Genomic DNA, 24,797 nt, shown 5'->3' on the forward strand with positions numbered 1-24,797 from the left:
TTTAATCATAGCCATCACCTCTCATCGTAGTCCTTTTTGTTAATGAGGTCATTACGCTGTGAAATTCCCATCGTAGCTAAGCATAATGGCTGATTTAACACCAGCAACTTTTGTTAGTTCATCCATCAGCTTCGCATCATTTTGCTTTACACGAATTTCGTAAGTTGTTTCAATTTCATCATTATGCATAATGGATTTTGATTTGAGTGCGAATTTTTTTGTTTGTGCAGCAATAATTCGCTCCACCTCAGCATTTGCTAGCTCTTCTTCAAACTTTACAATCAATAAATAAGGATTCTCTACCGTAATTTTATTCACGAACACTAGTAGTACAAGACCGATTAACACAGCACCGATAATTACTAATGGAATAAACCCTGCTCCACATAAAATACCAGAAACAATTGCCCAGAAAATATAGACTAAATCCATTGGATCTTTAATAGGTGTTCTGAAACGTACGATGGATAAAGCACCAACCATACCAAGTGATAACAGAACATTTGAACTAATCCCCATAATTACAAGTGCAGTTGCCATTGTCATAATAAGTAATGAGATATTGAATGAATGAGAGTAAATGACACCATTAAAAGTTTTCTTATAAACGGCGTAAATGAAAAGCCCTATAAAAAATGCCACTACTAAGCCAATAATAGAATCGATTAATGAAAATGATGTTGTTTTTTCTAAAAAGTTGGATTTAAATATATCGCTAAATTTAATTGTATCCATTTGTTCATTCTCCTTTGTATTTAGCCGTACATACGACTAAGCTGATATTTGGAATAGGCCTCTGCACGTGTATCTACAGATTGTAGTAAATACTTGATAATGTCTGGTAAATATTCATCATACTTTACCTCTAAAACCACAAGGTTCGGCTCCAGTACATCTACCATCGGCAGGTTTTGATTAAACATATCTGTGTTGCGTAGACTCGATTGGACCTTACTATCAAACGTTACGCGGACATTTCCGAACGGATAAATGTACGCCTCTCGCTCATAGTCTACTACCGTTGTAGGTCTAAGCTGGCTATAATTCATTTCTTGATATAAGTCTCGAATTAGCACTCGGTCGTCATTCTCCATCCAGGATATATCCCCGACACGCATTTGTTCATACTCAGCCTGAGATATCTTACACTTCGATTTAAAAGTGACATTGTTACGCTTACTTTTTCGCTCTAAATTAATAATGGCACTAGATTTCCCGTATATGCGTACCCGATATTTATCCCGATTGATATAGCCCTCTTTTTTCTCATTTAGCACTTTATTGGCCAAATTATCGAAATACGTACTACGGATCAAATATTTACCGTCCTTGCCCGCATGCTGGTCTAGCTGCATAACATGCTGAAGCTTAGCTTTTAATAAAGCATAATCTGGGTAGGATATCGCTTGTTTAATTTCTTGGCGACCATTTGGATTAAATGAAGTTACTATCGGCATCTCATCACGCTCCCTTGTCTTAGTGTTATACTGACAGCTACTTTCCCATTTGAATGGTTTACCAACTAGTACATGAAGATGACAAAACCTTCATAAGGCTCGTACTCGTCGTCTACACCATTTACTATAAAGAGCTTTTGTGTCAGGCAGATGTCGGCTTTACATATTCTTCAACTATTTTTTACAATTCAATGCTCACCACCATCTCTATGAGACATGCAAAAAATAACTATCGTCTTCCTCTACTCTCGGTACAATGATTGGCTGCATCAATATAAAAAAGCTACCACGCTCTTACAGCGTAGTAGCCTTTTGTAATACTAATTCAAAGGATGTACCAGAGGTCTTGCTTTCGATTAATCGTAAATCACCCCCGACAGATTGTGCCATCATTTTACTAAGTGGTAGTCCTAAACCCAAGCCTCGAACTGTATATTTTTTATTTTCTCCTCTATAAAAACGCTCAAAAATAAATGCCTGTTCCTCCTGAGGGATACCGCGCCCTGTATCTTTGACTATCATCGATAACGTATCCCCTTGATCTGTCAGCGTTAAGGTGATTGTTCCTTTGTCCATCGCCTGTTTGGCATTCGTTAAAAGGTTTGTCATGATTTGTTGGATACGAACAATATCAGCCTCTACCAGTACAGGTTGATCTAATAAGTGCAAATTCACACTTACAAGCTCATCATCCTGCATGACTTCCCACTGAGCCACTGCATCACGCAATAACTGATTAACATCTACAGATTCGATCTTCACGGGGATAGCATCCACAGCAAAGTGGTTAAAGGCAAGTAAATCACCAACCATTGTTTTCATTTTTGTTGTTTCAACCATCGCCATTTCAATGAACTCTATCGCATCCTGCCCTGTTACAACGCCATCTTTTACAGCTTGTAATAGACCACTTATCGAGGTAACAGGTGTTTTCAACTCATGAGTGACACCTGCTAATAATTCCGTTCGCGTTTTCTCCAGTTGTTCTAGCTTACTCGCCATATTTTTAAAGGATGTAACAAGCTCACAGACCTCTTTTTCTTTACTATCTTGAGGTAAATCAACAGCATAATGACCTTCCTGAACATGCTTGGCTGCCTCTGCTACTTGCTTGATTGGACGGGCTAAACGCTTTGATAAAAAGTAAATGGCTATCCAGCCTAATAAAGCCAATGCTCCAATCAATAAGGCAAGCTGTCCATATGCTTGGTTAACCCTTGTTAAATTTACCTTCTTCTCCATCACGAGAACCCAGCCCAATAACTGATCATTATTTTCTATCTTTCTTATAACCACATATTCGGGCTCTCTTCCCCCAGTTACTTCCTTCGTCCCTTCTTCTCCATCCAACAAACCAGTCACATTTTTGGCACTGCCAGGAGGCACAGGGCGGTTACTCGTCAGTATATTGCCTTCTGTGTCAACAACATACAAAATCGGATCAATCTCTCTCATATTGAAGCGCTCACGATCCCCAATAAAGCCTGGAATACCCTTTATCGGCCCATTATTAGGATTTGTTGTATCAGTTAAACGATAGACCGTCTCGTCTGCTAAAAACGCCATCAATTCTAATCGATTTTCAAATGTTGTATGACGAATCCACGCAGCCGAGATGAAGGAAATTATAGCTAAGCCAATAAAAAGTGTTAATAAATAACGGCTCGTCCAATATTGGAGTAAAGATATTCGCTTATTTTTTTTGAACACTTAGCTGATACCCCAATCCACGTAGTGTCTTTATTTCTCCTTCTGCCCCATCCCATTCCTTTAATGCCCTTCTAAGCCTCTTTATAGCTAAATCTACTGCTCGATCACTTCCTTCATACTCCCAACCCCAAACTTGATCTATGAGCTGATCACGGGTAAATGTTTGATTGGGATGGTCTGCTAAAAACATAAGCACTGATAAATCTCTTGGCGTTAATATAATTTCTTCTTCACCAAGAAATACCCTATGTGCTTTACTATCAATGGTTAAAGAACCATAACGTTTTATAACGGATGAATTTGTCCTTCCTTCAGCACGTCTTAAAACAGCCCTCACCCTTGCAACAACTTCATCTGCAATAAAAGGCTTAGCAATATAATCGTCTGCCCCATGGTCAAACCCTTCTAAGCGGTAGTTTACTTCACCTAATGCTGTCAACATAATAACAGGGCAAGTACTTAGCTCTCTAATTTCCTTTAAAATGGACCAGCCGTTTTTCTCTGGCAACATAATATCTAATAACACTAGGTCTGGCTGTATTTCCCGAAACATGTCCAAGGCTTCACCACCATTGAAACATTGTGTCACATCATAACCCACTTTTTGTAAATATACCTTTAACACCTGACTTATTGCATATTCATCTTCTACTACTAAAATATTTGCCATAGGCATTCACCTCGATACTAGTTCGCTCTTACATTCATTATAGCACCAGATTATGTCAGTTAAATGTCAGCCTATATACAGCCCATAAACTGCTATGAGATAATATATAGAGGGGCATCTATTGACAATGTCTTCCTAAGCCACTTATCATTGATTGCGAATGATAATCAATGATAATTCATTCAAAATTTAAGTAAATGAAATTAAGGGGGGTAAAAGCATGATTATTGTAACTAATCGTATTCAAGTGAAACCTGGTTTTGCTGCGAAAATGGCACCTAACTTTACAAAGCCAGGTCCACTACAACAATTTGAAGGCTTCCATAAAGTAGAGGTGTTAATTTCGACCGACGATCCTACTTATGACGAGATGAGTGTTAATATGTATTGGGAATCCAAAGAGCATTTCCAAGCATGGCGTAATAGCGATGCATTCGCAGCAGCCCATCAGCGTCCAAGTTCGGGTTCTGAGGGAGAAAAAGCGGACAGCCCAATGATTGGCAGCAAAATTGTGGTGGCTGAATTAGCATCTTCCATCGAAGCTTTACGTTAATGAACGACAATTAAATTATTTATACATTATCTTCTGATTCTATCTAAAAAGCCCTGCATGTTGAACGACTATGCAGGGTCTTTTTTTAAGATAAAATAATGACTAGTATATAACCCAAAACGGATAAACAAACAGAGCCAATTAAACCAGCAATAAATGCCTTTACACCAAGCTCCTTAAAGGTTTTAATCTCCACATTTAACCCAAGGCCAGCCATGGCCATAGCGATTAAAATATACGCAATATTGACAAATGCTTGTGCTACATTAGCTGGTATAATCCCCAATGAATTAATAGCACTCATCGCTAAAAACCCTAAAATAAACCACGGAATGATGGAGAAGGAAAATGCCTTTTTCTCTTTATTTTTGTCTATTCTTCGATAGAAAATACCGATCATAATCGCTACTGGTACAAGTAGGGCAACACGTGTTAATTTCACAATAACCGCTATATCAATGGCTTCATTTCCACCAGCAGACGCTGCTGCAATAACATGGGCAATTTCATGTAATGTACCACCTGCAAAAATACCGTACTCCGTTGGCGTTAAGTCGATGATGGAATAGATAACCGTATAAATAAGCGTAAATATAGTCCCTAATAAGGCAACAATTGCTGCCCCTACTGCCGTTTCTTTTTCATTTGCTTTTATTTGAGGTGCGATTGCCACTACAGCAGCAGCCCCACAAATTGCTGTCCCACAAGCCGTTAATATCCCTAGCTTCTGTTCCACTTTAAACATTTTTGTTAATCCGTACACAACTAGTAAAGCAAATACTAAATTAATGACTGCAATCAAAAAAACATTTGCCCCTGCATGATAAATGTCTGCCAAATTTAAACGCATGCCCAATAAAATAATGCCAAGCCGTAATAGCTTCTTACTAGAGAAGGCAATACCCACTTGCCATGAATCTTGTACTTTAAAAGCTGCTCTCCAAGCCATTCCTAATATAATGGCAATAACCAACTGACCTAATATTGAAAAGAAAGGAAATGTGGCAATATATTTCGCTACTAAAGCAATAAGGAGTGTTAACAATACTCCTTTCAAGAAATTAGGATTAAGGGTGGATTTCACTTTATTCTGTCTATTAACCATGTTGTTCACTTCTTTCTCCCTTGTTGATTATTACTTTAATAAAAAGCGAACTATTAGTAAAATACATATATATAATCATTATCATTAACATTTCTAATAATAGAGGTGAAACTATGCAATACGAAGCTTTAAAAACGTTCGTCACACTAGTTGAGGTCAATAATTTTACGAAAACCTCTGAAATACTTCATATTTCACAGCCAAGTGTTAGCTTACACATTAAAAACCTAGAGCAGGAATTACAAACAACCTTGTTTATTCGTTCACCAAAATCCGTGCAAATTACACCAACTGGTGAAATTCTTTATAAACGAGCGAAGCAAATCATGGCTATAACTGAAGCGGCGAAAGAAGATATTGCGGCCTATCATCAAGAGGTACAAGGAACACTAGTCATTGGGGCAAGCTTTACGATCGGCGAATATATATTGCCCCCCATCATAGCAAGCTTGCAGCAACAGTTCCCACAACTTGAGCTTCAAATTATTATTGGCAATACGAAAGAAATCATTCAATATACAAAATTATTGCAAGTTGATATTGGTCTGATAGAAGGGCAAGCACAGGATAATGAACTGGTAATTAAGCCATTTATGCAGGATGAACTATTTATTGTCAGTGCCAGTAATCATCCACTGACAAAGCAACAACCCATTACCCCCGATAAACTTCAACAGCAAAACTGGGTTGCCCGTGAAGAAGGCTCTGGGACACGTTATTATTTAGATCATTTATTCAGAGCTAACGGTCTACAAATCCAATCACTTTTGACGATTAGTAGTAATCAGGGGGTCAAAGAGAGCGTTATGCAGGGACTTGGTCTTTCCTTACTATCCGCTTGTGTTATTGAACGTGAATTAAAAAATGAAGATATGACCATTTTGCCCCTTGAAGGACAGCATTTTCTGCGGACATTTTCTTATCTTTGCTCACCAACGATGAAAAATAAGCGCAATGTCGACATACTCATAGATATATTAATAAAGAAAGCTTAGCTGACTTTTTCTCGTCGCTAGGCTTTCTTTATGGTTCTTCTTGTATTCAAACGCTTAGTTTCAATGATTTCCACAAATTTTGTCGCTGCTCTAGAAAGAGGTACTGTTTTCAAATAACACATACCAATACTCCTTGTTGGAATACTTTCCATTAAGGTTAATTCATAGAGAAGACCTCGCTGGAGATAGTCCTTTGAAAATTCCTTGGTTACACACGCAATACCGAGATTACTACGAGCAAACTCTAACACCAAATCATGTGAACCTAGCTCAAATTCGGGTTCAATATGGATACCTCTTGCAAAGAGATAGTCTTCCACATACTTTCGTGAATTCGATTTTTTCTCTAGAAAGATAAGTGGAAATTTCAAAAGATCCTCATAGCTTAAACTTTTAGACGCAAGTGTCTTGTATTTCTCCCCACACACGAAGATATCTTGAATATTCGTGCATACGGTTAACTGTAATGTTGAATCTTCTATTGGAAAATTGCAAAATCCGATATCGACCTCACCCGATTTAATAAAATTACATATTTCAGATGTTGTACCATTTAACATTTGTAATTTGATATTCGGATACATTGTATGGAATGCTTCTAAATAAGGCATTAAAAAGAAGCGTGAAATGGTATCCCCTACTCCTAGTTTTAATTGCCCTGTTGTTAAATTTTTAAATTCTAGCAACTTTTCTTCACCGGCATCTAAAAGCCCTAAAGCTGAATTCGTATATTCAAAGAGAAGACTACCCTCTGTTGTCAGCGTCACACCTTTTGGAGTTCGATTAAAAAGACGTGTTCCAAGCTCCTTCTCCAATTGCATCATTGCCTGACTAACAGCAGGCTGTGTCATATATAAATCCTTAGCCGCACTCGAAAAGCTATTATTTTTTGCTACAACACTAAAAATACGATATAAATCTAATTTCCCTATCATATAAGCACCTCTTATAGCTATTATATGAACTATTAATTTTACTTATATCATTACTGGAGCGTATAGTAAAATCATATGGATTTTATTTCACTTTACGATTGATAGAATGAGGAGAGATTAAGTTGGAACGTGTAATCGGTACAGTTGTAAGAGGTCTTCGTGGTCCTATTATTAACGAAGGCGATAATATTGAACAAATCGTTGTAGATACAGTGTTAAATGCTGCGACAATTGAAGGCTATGCAATCGAGGATCGTGATATTGTCACAGTAACTGAATCTGTTGTAGCACGTGCACAAGGTAACTATGCATCAATAGATGATATCGCTGTAGATGTGGCAGCTAAGTTCGGCGATGATACTGTCGGCGTTATTTTCCCGATTTTAAGTCGAAACCGCTTTGCCAACTGTTTACGTGGTATTGCCAAAGGTGTTAAAAAGGTTGTACTAATGCTAAGCTACCCATCCGATGAAGTAGGTAATCACCTTGTAGATATTGATGAGTTAGATGTAAAAGGCATTAACCCTTGGACAGATACATTAAATGAGGTTGAATTCCGTGAACATTTTGGCTACCAAAAACATACATTCACGGGTGTAGATTATATCGAATACTATAAAGAGTTAATTGAAGCAGAAGGCGCTAAATGTGAAGTCATCTTCTCTAATAACCCAAAAACAATTTTAAATTATACAAAGAGTGTATTAACATGTGATGTTCATACACGCTTCCGTACAAAGCGCATTTTAACAGCAAATGGTGCTGAAAAAGTTTACAGCCTTGATAATATTTTAGCTGAGTCTATTAATGGGTCTGGCTTCAATGCAGAATATGGTCTTCTTGGCTCTAACAAAGCGACAGAGGATAGTGTAAAACTATTCCCCCATACTTGTCAGCCAATTGTTGATGGAATCCAAGCAAAAATTAAAGAGGCAACAGGCAAAACGGTAGAAGTCATGATTTATGGTGACGGTGCATTTAAAGATCCAGTGGGTAAAATTTGGGAGCTTGCAGACCCTGTTGTTTCACCAGCGTTTACGGCTGGATTGCATGGAACACCAAACGAGGTTAAATTGAAATACTTAGCAGATAACGACTTTGCTAACCTTCGAGGTGAAGAATTAAAAGCCGCTATTTCTGAATACATTCAAAATAAAGATGAAGATTTAACGGGTCAAATGGCTGCACAAGGAACAACACCTCGTCGCTTAACAGACCTAATCGGTTCGCTATCTGATCTAACATCTGGCTCAGGTGACAAAGGAACACCTATGATTTATATTCAAGGTTACTTCGATAACTATACTAAATAAAAAAAATGAACTCTCGTGTAGAAATGAGAGTTCATTTTTATTTACCTTTGCGTGAGGATGACAGGAATCGAACCTGTAAGCCCTTTTCAAAAGGGATATGCATTCCTTGCACACTTCCTCATATTATATATTTTTGGAGTAATTGATTTAGTATTACATTTTTCTCAGTCCTTTTTATTTAATCTTTAATCAAAGTAATTTTGTTAGATCCATTTTATTTTAAGCCATTTGGAATCATTTCTTCCTGTAGCCAATGATCGCTTGTTTGAACATGTTGCGGTCTCACAAATTTTCCTAAATTATAGCGAAAATCATCATAATGGAATGAGGCAGCGTTTCTAATCACATACCCCTCTTGTTCACCATCAAAAATGGATTTACCAGTAAATGTCCGTTTTATTTGTTCTTCATCAAAAATACCCCGATATAAAACGGGTACTGTTTCAATACCTAACTCAGCTGCAAAAGCGACCGTTTCATCCCAACTTAAACAAATATTATCTTCATTCCAAATACTAAATAAATAAAAATAACTTGTTAAGGCTTGATAATAAATGGAATGCTTCGCATACATATTTTCTCCACATAAGCGCCACTCATTAGGAATTCGATACGCAAAACTTGCATGAAATGTTTTTATCCAATGTCTAGAAGGATGATTGGCTGAATGGATGCTTCTGGCATGCATATAGTCTTTGTAAAGCGTAGTGCCTTCCCCATCTAGTTTTTCAGTGACCACCACTTCTTTTCCTATAAAATGATTCACATTTTTAGCAACTTTATCATCATGGGTATAGCCCCTGCTCCAGGGTAAATGAAAGCTTCTTGGGTATTTCATTAATTTCGTCATAGTTCCACTTCCTTTCCTTTTTATTTAGCAAATTGATCTGCCTCTCGGAAGAAATAAAGTCTTGTTAATAAATCACCATCTAATAAGTGATAAATTTGGCTTCCGCCTTTATCGCCCCCATACTGGATTAACATATGAAATTGCACTAAATGAACAACCTTCAACACAAAATCCTCTTCAAAGCCCAACTCTACGAGAAAATGACAAACCAATTGGGCAGATACATTTTCATGCCCATAATAGCCATATCGTTGTTGCAATGGTTTATATTTTTTGCAAAATGGTTTGCCGACATCATGGAACAATGCAGCCAATTGTAGTGCCAGTTTATCGCTTTCCAAGTAGTATTCATTGATATAGGCAAACACGAAATACGTATGCTGACATAGTAAAAATTGATGGTATGGATTTTCTTGATTGAAATGATAAATTTCTTTAAAAAGTGGGACTGATCGAAGTGTTTGAAACAGTTCTTCATAAGTGGGTTGGCTTTGTATAAGTGAGACAAATTGCTGTCGAGAGATATCATAGGGACTTGATTCATGTACAATATGCACTTCATCAAACCCTTCTCCTGCTGTAGGAAACTCTAGATGCTTTCTCATTTTTTCCATCACCAATAATGGTACATGCCGCTTCCGCCGTTGGTTTCTGGCTACACAGATTGAATAAGGGGTATCAAAGTAATAGCATTCCTTCTTAACCGCACTCGACAATTTGCGGAGTGCAAACATTCTGCGCTCCCGCTCTATATTGGTGGCATCTACAATGACAGAATAACCTTTTGCCACTAAATCATTCAGACGCTCATATAACGTGCGAAAGACTACTCGTGATTTTTGCTTGGTGGCATCACCAAACAATTCTTGACGTATTGCATCACTGGAAAGAATAATCGCATTTTCACTTTTCGCTAGCTGTTTCACAAATGTACTTTTTCCACTTCCAGGCAACCCCACTGTAAAGATTACCTTCATCCTCTGCACCTCCCTTCAAGTTTCTATATCGTATTAAAAGAACAATCCTTTAGTTTTCAATACATACTGTAAGCAATTTAAAAGGCATGAGCCATTACCACACCAATACTCATGCCTTCATTATTTTTTAGCTTACGTCACTTATGGGCAAAGTGTCCGTGCTATATTTTCAAAGTAACGAACACCATATATAAGAGCTTCTTCATCTACTTTAAAACGAGGATGGTGCAATGGGTACGCTTCACCAAACTCTACGTTATGTACCCCGATAAATTGCATAGATGAGGGAACAACTTCTGAAAAATCGGCAAAATCCTCTGTGCCAAATATAGGTTCAGGCAATACCTTCACACCTGTAGCACCAACAATCTCTCCAGCTATACGACGAGATAATGCCGTTAATTCCTTATCATTTGTGACGGAAGGGCAACCTAGCTCCCAATTAATGTCTACTTTTGCACCGTGCATAGTTGCAATACCTGTCACTATCTTTTCTAAATGTTCTCGTGTATCCACACGAATTTTCGCATCTAGGGAACGGATTGTTCCTCCAAGCTCTGCTGTATCTGCAATAATATTTAATGCCGTTCCACAGTGAAATTTTGCAACAGTTAAAACAGGTGCATGTGTACTTGGCACTTTACGTGACACTATTGTTTGTAAAGCTACAACTATTTCAGAACCAATTATTAAAGGATCTATAGCGACCTCTGGTGTTGATGCATGACCGCCACGACCATAAATTTTAATTTCAAAATCATCTGCTGCTGCAGTAAATTTACCATCTTTCATAGCAAATTGCCCTACTTCATAATCAGGGCTCACGTGTAAAGCGAAAGCATAATCGACATTCTCTACTATTCCTAGTGCAACTAGTTGAGCAGCCCCCCCTGGTGTCACCTCTTCAGCATGCTGAAAAACAAAACGAATTTCTCCATTAAAATTGGTCCCACGCTCAGCCAATGCCTTTGCTGCACCAAGTAACATGGCTGGATGAGCATCATGTCCACACGCATGCATGACCCCTGGATTTATTGATTTGAATGGTAGATCCGTTTCTTCTTCAATCGGCAATGCGTCAATATCAGCTCGTAGTAAAATGGTATGTCCTTTATCTTCTGTTTTTGTACCTCTTAAAAAGGCACATACACTTGTTTCTGTTAAACGTCTTACTTCTAAATGAGGAAACGTTATTAATTGATCATAAATATATTGAGCTGTCTTATGCTCTTGATGTGATAATTCAGGATGCATATGCAAATGCCGACGCCATTCAACAACCTGTTGTTTTAAATTAGCCGTTTCTATCAATCTAATCACTCCTAATTTATTATTTATTTTATTAAAATGGTCCATAATTTATGAGATGCGCAATGACTAATAAGACAATCGCTAAGCCTGTCTGTATAAGGAAGTAAGGAAATACCCATCTGAACCATTTTGAAAATGGAATACCTGCTATTGCTAGTCCCGCTAATAAAACACCACTTGTTGGAATGACCATATTTGAAATACCATCACCAAACTGGAAAGCCAGTACGGCTGTTTGCCTAGTTACACCAATTAAATCGGCTAAAGGCGTCATGATCGGCATCGTTAACGCAGCTTGTCCACTTCCAGAAGGTACTAAGAAATTTAAGCAGAGCTGAAGCAAAAACATTCCTATCGCATTGATAGAAGCAGGTAATACACTTACAGTATTTGAAACAAAATGAAGAATAGTATCAATTAATCCTCCATTTGTAGTAATAACTAAAATGGTTTGGGCAAATCCGATAATTAATGCTCCTTCTACCATATCCCGGGCACCAGAAATAAACCCTTCAGCCATTTTATTTGGTCCAATCTTACAAATAATAGACATAATAATGCTGCTTAATAGAAAGACACCGGCAATTTCACTTATATACCATTGATACTTTATTACCCCTACAATCAATGCAACAAAATTTCCCAATAATACGAATAGTGCTATCAAATGACGTGGGCTCATCTTAAAGTCTAAATCAATTTTGATGCTCTCTTCTCTTTTAAACTTTCCGTAAATCCCTTTCGATGGGTCACTCTTCACTTTTTTTGCATGCCTGTATATATAAAGTACTGTCAAACTATAAAAAACGATGAACACAATGATTCGATATGACATTCCTGAATACATTGGAAGCTCTGCAATAGTTTGAGCTACACCAATGTTAAATGGGTTCGTAATGCCTGAAGTAAAGCCAGTTGCTAATGTACCTAGCATGACGATCGCAAAGCCTGTAATCGCATCCATTCCGAGTGCCATCGTTAACGGGATAATAATCGCTATATAGACAAGCGTATCCTCTGCTGAGCCAATTAGTGTCCCTAAACTAGCAAATATTAAAACTAGAATAGGGATTAATACGTACTCTTGTTTTCCAAATTTCGAGGCCATAACTTTAATAAAGGAATCAATAGCTCCAGTCTTTTGCATTACCCCTAAAGCGCCTCCAAATAAAAAGACAAATAAAATAATAGAAGCACCCTCAAGCATTCCCAGATGCACACTATTGAATATTTCTAGAAAGCCAATAGGATTTGACTTGATATACTGAAAGGATTCTGGATCTACTATCATTCTGCCATTACTCTCAACTCTTTCATATTGTCCAGCTGGTAAAATATAGGTCAGTAACGACATGACTAAAATAATAATAAACATTAATACAAATGCATTAATTCCCTTTATCCGTGGTTCATCTTCTTTTTTATCTTGCTGTAGGTTTACCATAACCGTCTCCCCCTAATAATTTTTTCTTTAGCTTTGAACTGAGGCACAGACAACGTATCCATTAAGCATTTCTTACACACCTACAAGTTTCCACCAAGCGGAAAAACATTCCGATTAACGGAAACTTTATACACAAGAATAAAAAACAGAAGATGAAATGTCAATATATTTCGACAATTCAGTTAAATTTATTTTTACTTCTAGGACAAATAAAAACTAAATATTAATAACAAATTCTTAAAAAACAGGCATAATGTTAGACTTTCCTACATATAAAAAAGACTGCTCCACTTATTTGTGGAACAGCCTTTATCGTTAAACGCAGGTTTCTTTATAATTTTATTATAGCATAAATTTACAATAATTATTAGACTATACTTCATTGCGGAGTAGATGTATGATAAATTTCCTGATTCAATCACCCTACATTTCCTCTTAGGTTAAATACGTTTATATACTAAAAAAGGTGTTTGGACAACCATTTAAAGGAGAATCACAATTATTTTCTTTTCACCATATTTATAGGTGAGGATTACTACTAACAGAAGAGAAAAATATGGAGAGGAATGTGAGTAAACGTTGGAAAATCAAAATGACTGGCTAGAAGAAAAACATCATCTTGAGCAAAGTTTAAACCTCATTGATCACAAAAAGAACGAATTATTGCTAAAAGAAAAGAGCTTCAAGGAAAATGCTGTCGCTCTGAAGAAAACTTTTTGGAACGATGTCAGAGTCAATTTAGACACTGCTGAAGATGTTGACGAAACCTTTTTCGCGATTAAGCAACAGGTAGAGCTTCTCTCTGACTCAGAGCTTGCACAGCAGCGTGCAATTCAGAATGTAAAGGTATACGAACGTTTACAACAGTCACCCTATTTTGCTCGTATTGACTTTTTACAAGATGGGCAGCAAGATCCATTAAAAATTTATATAGGTGTTGCCACTTTATTGGACGAACAAGATGAAAATATAGTTATTTATGATTGGCGTGCACCTATATCAAGTATGTACTATGATTGCACACCAGGTAAAGCCTCCTACGACACAACAGCAGAAGAGATTCATGGTGAAATGCTACTGAAACGGCAATTTATTATTAAAAACGGGCAGCTACAATCGATGTTTAATACTGGTCTTACCATTGGGGATGATTTATTGCTTGCTATCCTTGCACAAAATGCAAACGAGCATATTCGTAGTATCGTTGCAACGATTCAAGCTGAGCAAAATAAAATTATTCGCCATGTTCAATCACGCTATCTTATTGTAGAGGGTGTTGCGGGTAGTGGTAAAACAGCTGTGGCTTTACAACGAGTCGCTTATCTATTGTATCGCTATCGCAATGAAATGACGGCCGATCAAATTTTACTGATTACACCTAATCAACTTTTTAACCAATATGTCCATACGGTCTTACCTGATTTAGGCGAGGACAATATGCAGCAATTAACGTTTATAGAGTATGTAGAAAAGCGATTAGGTCGACAGTTTAAATTGGAATATCCGTACGAGCAATTAGAGGGCCTTTTAACAGAAAAAGATGAAGCTCATTATCAAACAAAATTAAGTAGTATATCTTATAAAGCGAGCCTTGCTTACAAGCATTTGATGGATCAATATGTAAGCTATTTATCCAATAAGGGCTTATTATTTAAAAATATCGTATTTCGTGGGGAACGAATTATTACAGCACAGGAAATTACTGAATACTTCTATTCTTTCCCTTCCACTATGTCGATACCAAATCGCCTACAATTCGTAAAAGAATGGTTATTGCAGCAACTGACGAAATTTGAAAAGGCTGAGCGTACAAAAGAATGGGTAGAAGAAGCGACTGAACTATTAGATAAAGAGGACTACTCCAAGTCTTACAGTGAGCTTTTATACGAAGGGCGCTATACTGAAAATTCATTCGATGATTTAGATCAAGAACGACAAAAATTAGCGAGACAAATTGTTAAAAAATACTTTAAACCGTTACGCAATTCCGTTCACCAATTAAAGTTTGTGCATATGTTAGGTACGTATCGCCAACTCTTTGATTTGAATAATCCCATTACTAAAGATTTACAGCATCTTATGCCAAACGATTGGGAGGATATTTGCCAGCAGACACTTCCAAATTTAGCAAAACGTTTTATAGCTTATGAAGATGCAGCACCATTTTTATATTTACAGGACAAAATTGAAGGGCAGCAGACTAATACGATGATCCATCATGTATTGATTGATGAAGCGCAAGATTATTCTCCATTCCAACTAACTGTATTACAGCAGTTATTCCCAAAAGCACGTATGACTATTTTAGGAGATGGACATCAAACGATTCATCCACATACCTTCGATAACCCTTCCCTGCTCGACCCTCAATTATATGGTGAGCAGGCTGAAAAAATGATTTTAACGAAAAGCTATCGTTCGACAAAACAAATCATTCAACTTACTGCAAAAATTTTAAATGATGGTAGCGAAGTTGAGGCATTTAACCGAACTGGTCCAGAACCATCAATTACTGTCGTTCCTAATGAATTGGAACTGATAGATGAAATTACCCAAAACATCCATCACCTCTCTGCTAAATTTGAAACCATTGCTGTCATTTGTAAAACTGCTGCTGAATGCTCCGCAGTATATGGGCAATTAAGTAATCAAGTAGATATTCAATTGATTAACCATAATACGAAGCAGTTTAAAAAGGGTATTTTATTACTTCCAGCTTATATGGCGAAAGGTATCGAATTTGATGCTGTGCTTATTTATAATGCATCTGCTGCTAATTACGCAAAGGAAAACGAACGGTACTATTTTTATACAGCCTGCACGAGGGCTATGCATGAGCTACACATTTATTCCATCAACAAATTAACGCATTTCCTTCAATGATAGCTAACAGATCCTCCTGTCATAGTGCTGAAAAACAAAACTATCAATAGAATTCTTGTGAAAGGTGAAAATGGATTTCCGTTGCAGGCTACTTGCTTTCCTGTGGGCGTGCGCCGAGCCCACTACGTCCAGTATGAAAGAGAAGGAAAAGACACTTTTGCACATGGTTGGTTGGAGTGGAGCCAGCGTCACAGCTGAGACCCTAGAGCGAACGGAATGCGTGAAGCGGCTCATCGGACGCGCCCTGAGAAGGATGCTGGCGGAACGGAAATCAACCTCTCGCCTTGCCAAAAAGTCTTTTTCTGCTATTTACTTCGTCTTTCTTCAACAACATAACAGGAGGATCTGTTACTGACAGATCCTCCTGTGTTTTTATATATAGAAAGTGTAATCTTCTGGAATGACACGTTTTAAAAATTTCTTTGTGCGCTCCTCTTTTGGGCTTACGAAAATATCATGAGGGCTACCCTCTTCTACGACAACGCCTCCATCCATGAAAATCACACGTTTAGCAACATCTTTGGCGAATCCCATTTCATGTGTCACCACAAGCATTGTTGTGCCTTCAGCTGCAATATTTTTCATGACCTGTAGGACCTCACCTACTAATTCAGGATCAAGTGCGGACGTTGGTTCGTCAAATAAAATAATATCTGGGTTCAATGCTACTGCACGTGCAATTCCTACTCGCTGCTGCTGACCGCCTGACAGTTGACTTGGATAGGCATCATACTTTTCCGATAAACCTACTTTATCAAGTGCCTTTTTACCAATGTCCACAGCCTGTGCTTTAGGAATTTTACGTCCAATGATTAAACCTTCCGTCACATTTTCTAATGCCGTTTTATTAGTGAAAAGATTATAATTTTGGAAGACAAATGCGACACGTTGGCGAATTGCATGTACGTCTTTTTTCTTCACATGTTGAAAATCCACTTGAATATCTCCAAATGTCGCATGTCCTTGATCCGCTTTTTCTAAAAAATTGATGCAACGTAATAATGTTGTTTTTCCCGAGCCACTAGGGCCTAAAATAACAACAACATCGCCTTTATCAATTGCTAAATCAACACCCTTTAAAATTTCATTACCACCAAATGATTTATGAATATTTTTAATTTCTAACATGCTCATTCACCCCTTAGGCATTTGCCACTTTATATTTGCTTAAATATTTTTCATAGCGCTTAAACAAGTACTCCACCGTACTACATAATATTAAGTACACGATAAAGATATCCAGATAGGCTTCCACGTAATTGTAGCCAACATTTGCAGCTACTTTTGCCTTCAGTGTAATTTCAGGAAGTGACATTGCGTAGCCTAACGAGGTAGCTTTAATAAGATTGACGGTAGCTGTACAAATATTCGGTAGCGCAACTACTAATGCTTGTGGAATGATAATTCGAGTATAAGCTTGGAATGTTGTCAAACCTACTGAGTGTGCAGCCTCTAATTGCCCCTTTTCAATAGTGCTTAACGCAGAACGAAAGACCTCTATTAAAATGGCTGTTGAGCTGAATGCAAACACGATAAACGCATACCAAATTGGATTGATTTTATAAATATCATACGCAATATTATATTTTTCAAAAATAATTTTTAACATTAACGGGATACTACTATAGATAATAAAGATTTGTATAATGATTGGCGTTCCTCGCACGAATGAAACGTAAATTTTTGCTAGATGATGAATAACTGGAATTTTATTAATTCTAGTGAGTGCCAACAAAAAACCAAGTGGCAGAGCTATCAATAAAGCAACAACTGTGACAAGGAGTGCAATGGGAACACCAGATAATGCAATGAAAAATGTTTCAAGTAAAAATGGATAATTCACGTTCACGCCTCCTCCTTAAGTTGTTTCTAAAGTTTTCTTACCCTTCCCAAATATCTTTTCTAATATAGTAAATATTTTTTCTATAATAATTGATAACACCCAATAAATAATGGCTAATGCAATATAAATTTCTAAGGCATGAGCATTGATGTTACTGGCAATAATTAAATTTGCCTTGCCCACAATGTCAATTAGACCAATTGTATAAGCTAGTGCACCTTCTTGTAGCAAAGCAATCATACCATTCCCAAAGTTCGGCAAAGCAACGACAAGTGCCTGTGGGAAAATAATTCGACAGTATGCCTGAAATGGTGTTAAGCCCACACTAACCGCTGCTTCAAACTGACCTTTTGGAATAGCTAAATAGGCTGATCTTATCACCTCAGACATGATTGCAGCAAATTGTAAGGTGAATGTTACGACAACGAATATAGCTGTTTCAATTGAATGGAGGTTAAGACCAACATTTTCTGCTAATGCTGGCACACCATAATAGACAAGAAATAACAAAACGATGGATGGCGTACAACGCATAATCGTTGTATATAAATTTGCGAATTTTTGTAACCACTTTATTGAAGATAGCTTAGCTGCCGCCAACAATAAACCAAATAGTGTGCCTAAGATAATCGAGGACCCTGCAACTAAGAACGTCATTTTTAAAAATGGTAATAACATTGGGATTGCGTTCCAAATGTAGGTTGCATCAAAATATTTATCCATTTCCTCACCAACTTTTCCTTTTATGAATAAAGACTGCTGAGCATTAAAGACTCAACAGCCTTATTATTCGTTCCGTTTCAAACTAACGATTAACATTTTCTAGCACTTCAAATAAATCGCGACCATAGAACTTGGTGCTTAATTCATTTGGTTTTTTCTGCTCTTTAATTTGAGCTATCGCTTTATCGTAGGCATTAGCAAATTCTTGCTCTTTTTTATTGAACAGAGGCCATGTTTTAATGACAGCAAATTCGTTATAGACAACCTCATCTTTTAAGTTGTAATAAGGGCCATCCTCAGCAAGCACTTGTTGTTTAAATGGTCCCTCAATCATGACGCCACCATCAACACGACCTTCATTTACCCACTGCACAACGTCTACGGTAAATGCATCACCAGCTTGAAGTTGTACTTTATTATCTGGATTTGCCGTATTATACTCATCGATAATTGTATATTGCGCGTTATTAGCAGCAATCGGTGCTAAAGAATAACCTTTTTTTGCAAAATCGGCTAATGTTTTCACACCTTCATCCTCTTTACGTAAAACGAGCCCCGCACTACTTAACCCTAAAAATTCCTTCGGGAAAATAAATTTCTCTGTACGCTCCTGTGTAAAGAAGGCATTTTTAACCCCTACTTGATATTTCCCTTGCTCAACACCAATCAACAAATCATCACTTGTTGTACCTACGTATTCAAATTGATAGTCAGGTAATAATTCATCTACTAATTTCATTACTTCTACATCATACCCTGTTGGATTTCCATTATCGTCGATATAGCTAATAGGCTTGGAGGCTTGATCGTAGGCGACCTTTACTGTACGAACCTGTTCACCATCACCTGAATCCTTATCTGCTGATTCCCCTGAATTACACCCCGTCAAAAGTGCTATAGAAGCCAAACCAATTGCGGCAAATTGAAATAATCTATTCTTTTTCATCTGTCATTTCTCCTTATTTCCATGTAATCATTATGAATTTCCATTTAATCTTTGTTGTTCAATAGCGGCAGTCGCTAACTTTATAATCGTCATATCATCCATGGGCGGATTATGAAGTCCTGCACGGACGTTACGATAATAGCGTTGTAATGGATTGGATAGCTGCAAGCTTTTCGCTCCCACTACACGCATTGCCTTATCGACTATATCTATTGCCATGTTTGTTACTGTATGTTTAGCAACAGCCATTTCATTTGTTAATAAACTACGTCTAGCTGGATCATCATAAGCCTCAGCCACTCCATACAAGACAAAACGTGCTTGATGAAGCTTTAATTCAATATCTCCTAAAAGCTGTTGTACATTTGGCAACGTACTAATCGGAGCATTCAAGCTATTCGGTTGATGATGATTGGCAAAATGGATCGCATAGTCACGGGCAGCCTGTGCAATACCTAAGTATGTTGCTGGGATATGGAGTATCCAGCCATTTATCTTGCCACCACTAGGATGACTTGGTAACTCTACTAAATGCTCTGTTGCCACTATGACATCTTTTAACACAAGATCATGGCTACTAGTACCTCGCATCGCAGACATTTCCCAATTTTCTTCAATCGTTAGCCCTACAGAATCTTTATGAATGAGGAAAAAACCAATTTGTTGCTTTTCTTCAATCCAAGCTGAAGTAAGGAAATAATCGAGCACCGGTGACGCAGTCGTAAAGATTTTGCGTCCATTTAATAGCCAGCCCTCTTTTGTCGAAACAGCATATGTTCCAGGTCGACCACCGCGTGTTGGACTACCCGTTGCTGCCTCACTAACTGCTCTATTAATGATGGCACCGCTCTTTATTTCCTGAGCGAATGCTGTTAATACATCTTCAGTCCATAAGTGGGTTTCATATATTTCACCAACAACGCCTAATGTCCAGCCAAGAGAAAGAGATGCATTTTCGTCATAGCTTGCTAATGTTTCTTGCACAAGGACCATATCATAGACCGATAAACCCTCTCCGCCATATTGTTTCGGTAAAGTTAGTTGTGGATAGCCAATTTGCAAAAGCAATTGATGTGCTTCAAACGGGAAACGAGATTGTTCGTCTACCTCAACAGCCTCAGCCTTAATTGGCTCTGCAATAGCTGCTAGCTGATCTAACCAAAACCGTTGTCGCTCTGTTTTTACAAATAAATCCTTCAAGTAAATCTCCTTCTTCCTAATATATATAAATCATATAAAATTACTAAGAATTAATAGTGAAAAAAAATCTCTGCCTACATATTGTAGTGAGACACTATTCGGTACTGAATTTTCTGATTCGTTGACATTTATAATACTTTTCACATTTGAAAATGTCAATGGGTGAAACTCAAGTTTTTTTGTTAGTTTAATATGAATTACAATGTTTCAATTTTACCCTTTAATTTATGCACCATGCTTTGTTTACAACATATGCTAAGACTAATGAAAGAGGTGTATACATGACTAATCATTTTAATTCGCCACAAAGTGCTGGCACCTTATCCTATTTGGCTCCACAAGTAATTCAAACTAAGTTTGGAGATATTAATGGCGATGGTTTTTTGGAAACAATTTTTTTAGTGGGCGTTCAACAACCGGATAGCCCTCTGTGGAAAAATATCACACTCACTATTTTTTATGTGCAAACACAACAAATGCAACAATTTCCCTTGAAACAGAATTTGGGCTATAATCCGACTATTTTTCTAGGCGATTTTACTGGTAATCATATTGAGGATATTCTGGTTGTCTCTGATACTGGGGGTAGCGGAGGAATTATAAACGGTGAAATATTTTCATCCATCAACAATCAAGTTCGTTCTATTTTTGACGCAGAGTCTTTTAATAATAAACTCAAATATAGCGTTAATTATGTAGATCACTACAAGGCTGTAGTTCAAAGTTCGAATCCCGCTAAAAGATACACAATCGATTTACAGTATAAAGGAGCGGACTACTTAGCAGAAATTTATAATCCAGACGGTACATTAAAGCAACCTATAGAAGGCTGGGTAGACCCTTTTAGCGGACTATATCCCATTGATTATGATCGAGATGGAACCTATGAAATTTTAGGGTATCAAGGAATTGCAGGTAGGTATCATGCCGATGGACTAGGCTATGTAGAAAATGTTTTAAAATGGAATGGTCATGAATTTATGATAGATCGACAAACGGTTAGTATTTTTGGAGAGGATTTATCATAGAAGACTCTCTCTATTAAATAAGATGAAAAACAGGAATCTGTTCATTTTTGCTTAAAAACAAAGCAAAATACGAGCAGATTCCATCATTTATATTTGTTTTTCAACTAAGGCAAAATAGTTATTTTCAGGATCAGCAAAATTAAATACCCTACCCATTGGCATCATAACTAAATCGCCCACTTTAATGCCCTTTGCCTGAAAATCTTGGTACATTTCTTCAATTTTATCAGCATAAAACATGATAGACGGAGTTCCTAAGTTTAGCTCCGGCTGCATTTTAGCTATGATCTCTTTATTGTGCAACACAAATGATGTTTGTGCATCCTTCGTTGGCGCAATTTCAATCCAGCGCATCCCTGCTTCTTCCTGATCAGCAACGACAACAAACCCCACTTTTTCTGTCCAAAACTTTACTGCTACCTCTTGGTCATTAACATATAGCATTACCTGCCCGATTTGATGAATCATAACCTATTTCCCTCCTCTTTTGAGCATTAGTATATATCAAACTGTAGCTTTATATAGCTTCTAACGATTTCAATTTAGCGAAATTTCGAATAATTGACCATAATATATATAACTTGTAAATTATTATTCCAAAGTACTTAACTTTTATTTTATTTCTGATAGAATGAGAATTATTTACCTTCTAGGGAAAAGTTTAGACTAAAAAAATTATGTGAGGATAATACAAGTGAAACAACTAAGTTTAAGAAAAAAGCTTATTTTTTCGTTTTTAGCAATGCTTCTCATCCCAACCCTGTTGATTGGAATTGTTTCCTACCAAAGTGCAGAAAAGCAAATTTCCGAAGAACAACATGCAAGTGCAACTGAAAGTGTACGTATTCTTAATACTAATATTACGAATACCATTGAACCCAAACTAAAAGATGTGCAATATTTTTCAAAAAAATTTAGTAAAACCTACTTTCAAGATCATAACATTCCGAAACTTCAATCATTACTAAGCGAATACATTAATATGCACCCTGAAGTAGAGCTGATTTATATTGGTACTGCCGATGGCAAACTACTTGACGAGCCTGCTCAAGACTATCCTGATGGCTTCGATCCTCGTACAAGACCTTGGTATAAGCAAGCTTTAGATAATAATGGAGAGGTCTCCATCACTGCCCCTTATGTTACACAATCAACGGGTGACATTGTCATTACAATTACGCAGGCTTTACCAGATGGTTCTGGAGTCATAGGATTAGATCTTAACATTTCTACATTAAGTGATATTACGAATAATATCCGCATTGGAGAGACTGGTTTTGCATCTCTTCTAGATAGCAATAAGCTCTATATCGCACAGCCTGAAAAAGAAAGTGGTACTGAGGCAACAGAAAACTATATCACTAAAATTTATGAGCAAGAAAGCGGCACAATTATTGAAAGAGACCGTCATTTACAGTTTGCTACAAATGAACTTACTGGCTGGAAGATAATAGGCACAATGTTTACTGCAGAAGCTGCAAAGGCTGCTGCCTCCACTTTAAATATCAACTTGATCATTATTGTTGTGTCCATTCTAGTTGGTATTATGTTTATGCTCTTCATGATTAAGTCTGTAGTTAATCCAATTAATCGACTTAAGCAAAGCGCGTTGAAAATTAGTGAAGGTAATTTAACAGAGTTTATTGAAATTCATTCTAAAGATGAAATTGGACAACTTGGGGAAGCTTTTATCTCCATGAAGGTTAGCTTGAAAAAACTAATTCGCAACGTGGACCAAAGCTCCCAGCATGTTCAAAAGTCTGCTCAAGATTTATCTGCCAATGCAGAACAAAATATTGCTGCCTCTGAACAGGTTGCGGATGCTATGCAACAAATGGCAGTCAGCACGGAAAAGCAAACAACAGGTATTGACCAAAACGCTATCTCCATTGAGGAAATTGCTAAAGGGGTTGTTGAGGTCGCAGACAGCTCTATGCAGGTATTAGACCTTTCTAGCCATGCTATCCAACTGGCAGATGAAGGTGGACAAGCAGTCGAGCAAACTGTACAACAAATGAACTCTATTCATGAATCTGTTACACAATCAGATACAATGATTAAAACTCTATATGATCGCACGAAAGAAATCGGTTCCATTTTAGAGATGATTAGTGCCATTTCAGACCAAACAAATTTACTAGCCCTCAATGCTGCTATCGAGGCAGCAAGAGCTGGAGAACATGGCAAAGGCTTTGCCGTAGTAGCCGATGAAGTACGAAAATTAGCAGAGCAATCTCACCAATCAGCAGAGCAAATTGCTGCGCTCATTACGAGTATTCAGCAGGATACAGCTAAATCTGTGCAGACTATGGTCAAGGCTTCAGCAGATGTTCAGGATGGCTTACAATTGACAGAATCAGCAAGTAAGAAATTCGCCAGCATTATTGAAAGTCTACGAAACATTGCGCCAAAGATGGAGGATATCTCTGCCTCTGCACAAGAAATGTCTGCAGTCGTGGAAGAAGTCTCCGCTACAGCTATTGAATTATCAGATCACGCCAAATTAAATGCTGCAGCTACAGAGGAAGTTGCTGCTTCTACTGAGCAAACTTTATCCTCTATGCAGGACATGGCATCCTCTGCCAAAACGTTACTTGATATGGCGGATGAATTGCAAGGTTACGTAAATCGTTTTGAATATTAAATTATCCTTTCAGAATCTGAGTTCTATTATGGAGCTCAGATTTTTTCTGTACTAATTTGACATATAAAAACAGGGGAAATTACAAAATAAAATATTTTTCTACAAAAAGTACTATAGTATAACTTTATTTTCCAGATTTTTCAGAAAATTATGTTGATTATTATTCATTTTCCTCTTAGAATCAGATTAAACATTGGAATGACTTGTCTA

The 24,797-nt window shown here is 37.3% G+C and carries 22 protein-coding genes and 1 tRNA gene; 6 read left to right on the forward strand and 17 right to left on the reverse strand.

From position 1 onward, the window contains the following. Positions 1-51: 51 nt before the first annotated feature. The 4 genes from MHI22_RS15625 to MHI22_RS15640 form a co-directional block, all read right to left on the reverse strand. On the reverse strand, positions 52-735 hold the full coding sequence (locus tag MHI22_RS15625) for a DUF4956 domain-containing protein (protein WP_036123865.1): 684 nt from the start codon (positions 733-735) through the stop codon (positions 52-54). Positions 736-755: 20 nt separating this feature from the next. Continuing rightward, positions 756-1,457, reverse strand: a complete 702-nt coding sequence (locus tag MHI22_RS15630) for a polyphosphate polymerase domain-containing protein (protein ID WP_271911903.1) — start codon at positions 1,455-1,457, stop codon at positions 756-758. 294 nt (positions 1,458-1,751) lie between these two features. Further along, positions 1,752-3,167 carry a HAMP domain-containing sensor histidine kinase gene (locus tag MHI22_RS15635; protein WP_340812369.1) on the reverse strand — a complete coding sequence of 472 codons (1,416 nt, stop codon included), beginning with the start codon at positions 3,165-3,167 and terminating at the stop codon, positions 1,752-1,754. Next, positions 3,151-3,837: a response regulator transcription factor gene (locus MHI22_RS15640; RefSeq protein WP_340812370.1), complete on the reverse strand. Its 687-nt coding sequence runs from the start codon at positions 3,835-3,837 to the stop codon at positions 3,151-3,153. The genes MHI22_RS15635 and MHI22_RS15640 overlap by 17 nt, the downstream gene beginning before the upstream one ends. A gap of 220 nt (positions 3,838-4,057) precedes the next feature. Here MHI22_RS15640 and MHI22_RS15645 point away from each other — a divergent pair, with 220 nt between their 5' ends. Further along, entirely contained in the window at positions 4,058-4,390 is a 333-nt protein-coding gene (locus tag MHI22_RS15645) for a heme oxygenase (RefSeq protein ID WP_036123876.1), read from the forward strand. Between the two features lie 85 nt (positions 4,391-4,475). Here the strand turns inward: MHI22_RS15645 and MHI22_RS15650 are convergent, their stop codons facing one another. Further along, positions 4,476-5,495 (reverse strand): YeiH family protein, encoded by a 1,020-nt coding sequence (locus MHI22_RS15650; RefSeq protein ID WP_058845139.1) that lies wholly within the window; start codon positions 5,493-5,495, stop codon positions 4,476-4,478. A 113-nt stretch (positions 5,496-5,608) separates the two neighbouring features. Between MHI22_RS15650 and MHI22_RS15655 the strand changes: the two genes are divergently transcribed. Further along, positions 5,609-6,490, forward strand: coding sequence for a LysR family transcriptional regulator (locus MHI22_RS15655; RefSeq protein ID WP_036123879.1), 882 nt, complete (start codon positions 5,609-5,611; stop codon positions 6,488-6,490). A 17-nt stretch (positions 6,491-6,507) separates the two neighbouring features. Here MHI22_RS15655 and MHI22_RS15660 read toward each other — a convergent pair whose 3' ends face one another. After that, positions 6,508-7,425 carry a LysR family transcriptional regulator gene (locus MHI22_RS15660; protein ID WP_058845141.1) on the reverse strand — a complete coding sequence of 306 codons (918 nt, stop codon included), beginning with the start codon at positions 7,423-7,425 and terminating at the stop codon, positions 6,508-6,510. A gap of 122 nt (positions 7,426-7,547) precedes the next feature. Between MHI22_RS15660 and MHI22_RS15665 the strand changes: the two genes are divergently transcribed. Further along, positions 7,548-8,738 (forward strand): coenzyme F420-0:L-glutamate ligase, encoded by a 1,191-nt coding sequence (locus MHI22_RS15665; RefSeq protein WP_340812371.1) that lies wholly within the window; start codon positions 7,548-7,550, stop codon positions 8,736-8,738. A gap of 52 nt (positions 8,739-8,790) precedes the next feature. On the opposite strand, the gene MHI22_RS15670 is transcribed toward MHI22_RS15665, so the two are convergent. The 5 genes from MHI22_RS15670 to MHI22_RS15690 form a co-directional block, all read right to left on the reverse strand. Then, positions 8,791-8,858, reverse strand: a tRNA-Ser gene (locus MHI22_RS15670). A gap of 94 nt (positions 8,859-8,952) precedes the next feature. Next, on the reverse strand, positions 8,953-9,588 hold the full coding sequence (locus MHI22_RS15675; protein ID WP_089933362.1) for an RNA ligase family protein: 636 nt from the start codon (positions 9,586-9,588) through the stop codon (positions 8,953-8,955). 20 nt (positions 9,589-9,608) lie between these two features. Then, positions 9,609-10,565, reverse strand: a complete 957-nt coding sequence (locus MHI22_RS15680; protein WP_058845143.1) for an AAA family ATPase — start codon at positions 10,563-10,565, stop codon at positions 9,609-9,611. Between the two features lie 141 nt (positions 10,566-10,706). Further along, positions 10,707-11,885, reverse strand: coding sequence for a M20 metallopeptidase family protein (locus tag MHI22_RS15685; RefSeq protein WP_308221978.1), 1,179 nt, complete (start codon positions 11,883-11,885; stop codon positions 10,707-10,709). Between the two features lie 22 nt (positions 11,886-11,907). Then, positions 11,908-13,320, reverse strand: a complete 1,413-nt coding sequence (locus MHI22_RS15690; protein ID WP_036123899.1) for a YfcC family protein — start codon at positions 13,318-13,320, stop codon at positions 11,908-11,910. Positions 13,321-13,899: 579 nt separating this feature from the next. On the opposite strand from MHI22_RS15690, the gene helD reads away from it, so the two are divergent. Next, positions 13,900-16,203, forward strand: coding sequence for an RNA polymerase recycling motor HelD (helD, locus tag MHI22_RS15695; protein WP_036123902.1), 2,304 nt, complete (start codon positions 13,900-13,902; stop codon positions 16,201-16,203). A gap of 372 nt (positions 16,204-16,575) precedes the next feature. Here helD and MHI22_RS15700 read toward each other — a convergent pair whose 3' ends face one another. The 5 genes from MHI22_RS15700 to MHI22_RS15720 all read right to left on the reverse strand — a co-directional run bounded on the left by MHI22_RS15700 (position 16,576) and on the right by MHI22_RS15720 (position 20,915). Further along, complete coding sequence (locus MHI22_RS15700) at positions 16,576-17,331, reverse strand: amino acid ABC transporter ATP-binding protein (RefSeq protein ID WP_058844107.1); 756 nt, start codon at positions 17,329-17,331, stop codon at positions 16,576-16,578. A gap of 13 nt (positions 17,332-17,344) precedes the next feature. Then, positions 17,345-18,046, reverse strand: coding sequence for an amino acid ABC transporter permease (locus MHI22_RS15705; protein WP_036123914.1), 702 nt, complete (start codon positions 18,044-18,046; stop codon positions 17,345-17,347). Positions 18,047-18,061: 15 nt separating this feature from the next. After that, positions 18,062-18,769 (reverse strand): amino acid ABC transporter permease, encoded by a 708-nt coding sequence (locus tag MHI22_RS15710; protein ID WP_036123917.1) that lies wholly within the window; start codon positions 18,767-18,769, stop codon positions 18,062-18,064. An 82-nt stretch (positions 18,770-18,851) separates the two neighbouring features. After that, positions 18,852-19,715: a transporter substrate-binding domain-containing protein gene (locus MHI22_RS15715; protein ID WP_036123919.1), complete on the reverse strand. Its 864-nt coding sequence runs from the start codon at positions 19,713-19,715 to the stop codon at positions 18,852-18,854. Positions 19,716-19,745: 30 nt separating this feature from the next. Next, a complete protein-coding gene (locus tag MHI22_RS15720) occupies positions 19,746-20,915 on the reverse strand; it encodes an acyl-CoA dehydrogenase family protein (RefSeq protein WP_058844106.1) in 1,170 nt (389 codons plus the stop codon). A 281-nt stretch (positions 20,916-21,196) separates the two neighbouring features. On the opposite strand from MHI22_RS15720, the gene MHI22_RS15725 reads away from it, so the two are divergent. Further along, positions 21,197-21,943: a hypothetical protein gene (locus MHI22_RS15725; RefSeq protein ID WP_036119444.1), complete on the forward strand. Its 747-nt coding sequence runs from the start codon at positions 21,197-21,199 to the stop codon at positions 21,941-21,943. Between the two features lie 87 nt (positions 21,944-22,030). Here the strand turns inward: MHI22_RS15725 and MHI22_RS15730 are convergent, their stop codons facing one another. After that, on the reverse strand, positions 22,031-22,411 hold the full coding sequence (locus MHI22_RS15730) for a VOC family protein (RefSeq protein WP_089933349.1): 381 nt from the start codon (positions 22,409-22,411) through the stop codon (positions 22,031-22,033). A 226-nt stretch (positions 22,412-22,637) separates the two neighbouring features. On the opposite strand from MHI22_RS15730, the gene MHI22_RS15735 reads away from it, so the two are divergent. Beyond that, the gene (locus MHI22_RS15735) at positions 22,638-24,587 is read left to right on the forward strand and encodes a methyl-accepting chemotaxis protein (RefSeq protein ID WP_340812372.1); all 1,950 of its coding nucleotides are present in this window, start codon (positions 22,638-22,640) and stop codon (positions 24,585-24,587) included. Positions 24,588-24,797: the final 210 nt, after the last annotated feature.

This window comes from Lysinibacillus sp. FSL L8-0312 (assembly GCF_038003285.1).
GTDB classification, from domain to species: Bacteria; Bacillota; Bacilli; order Bacillales_A; family Planococcaceae; genus Lysinibacillus; species Lysinibacillus fusiformis_D.

What these genes read in the sequence shown, in the direction of transcription:
- MHI22_RS15625 (WP_036123865.1), bottom strand. Translation starts at nt 735, where the DNA reads ATGGATACAATTAAATTTAGCGATATATTTAAATCCAACTTTTTAGAA.
- MHI22_RS15630 (WP_271911903.1), bottom strand. Translation starts at nt 1,457, where the DNA reads ATGCCGATAGTAACTTCATTTAATCCAAATGGTCGCCAAGAAATTAAA.
- MHI22_RS15640 (WP_340812370.1), bottom strand. Translation starts at nt 3,837, where the DNA reads ATGGCAAATATTTTAGTAGTAGAAGATGAATATGCAATAAGTCAGGTG.
- MHI22_RS15645 (WP_036123876.1), top strand. Translation starts at nt 4,058, where the DNA reads ATGATTATTGTAACTAATCGTATTCAAGTGAAACCTGGTTTTGCTGCG.
- MHI22_RS15650 (WP_058845139.1), bottom strand. Translation starts at nt 5,495, where the DNA reads ATGGTTAATAGACAGAATAAAGTGAAATCCACCCTTAATCCTAATTTC.
- MHI22_RS15655 (WP_036123879.1), top strand. Translation starts at nt 5,609, where the DNA reads ATGCAATACGAAGCTTTAAAAACGTTCGTCACACTAGTTGAGGTCAAT.
- MHI22_RS15660 (WP_058845141.1), bottom strand. Translation starts at nt 7,425, where the DNA reads ATGATAGGGAAATTAGATTTATATCGTATTTTTAGTGTTGTAGCAAAA.
- MHI22_RS15675 (WP_089933362.1), bottom strand. Translation starts at nt 9,588, where the DNA reads ATGACGAAATTAATGAAATACCCAAGAAGCTTTCATTTACCCTGGAGC.
- MHI22_RS15680 (WP_058845143.1), bottom strand. Translation starts at nt 10,565, where the DNA reads ATGAAGGTAATCTTTACAGTGGGGTTGCCTGGAAGTGGAAAAAGTACA.
- MHI22_RS15690 (WP_036123899.1), bottom strand. Translation starts at nt 13,320, where the DNA reads ATGGTAAACCTACAGCAAGATAAAAAAGAAGATGAACCACGGATAAAG.
- MHI22_RS15700 (WP_058844107.1), bottom strand. Translation starts at nt 17,331, where the DNA reads ATGTTAGAAATTAAAAATATTCATAAATCATTTGGTGGTAATGAAATT.
- MHI22_RS15710 (WP_036123917.1), bottom strand. Translation starts at nt 18,769, where the DNA reads ATGGATAAATATTTTGATGCAACCTACATTTGGAACGCAATCCCAATG.
- MHI22_RS15715 (WP_036123919.1), bottom strand. Translation starts at nt 19,715, where the DNA reads ATGAAAAAGAATAGATTATTTCAATTTGCCGCAATTGGTTTGGCTTCT.
- MHI22_RS15725 (WP_036119444.1), top strand. Translation starts at nt 21,197, where the DNA reads ATGACTAATCATTTTAATTCGCCACAAAGTGCTGGCACCTTATCCTAT.
- MHI22_RS15730 (WP_089933349.1), bottom strand. Translation starts at nt 22,411, where the DNA reads ATGATTCATCAAATCGGGCAGGTAATGCTATATGTTAATGACCAAGAG.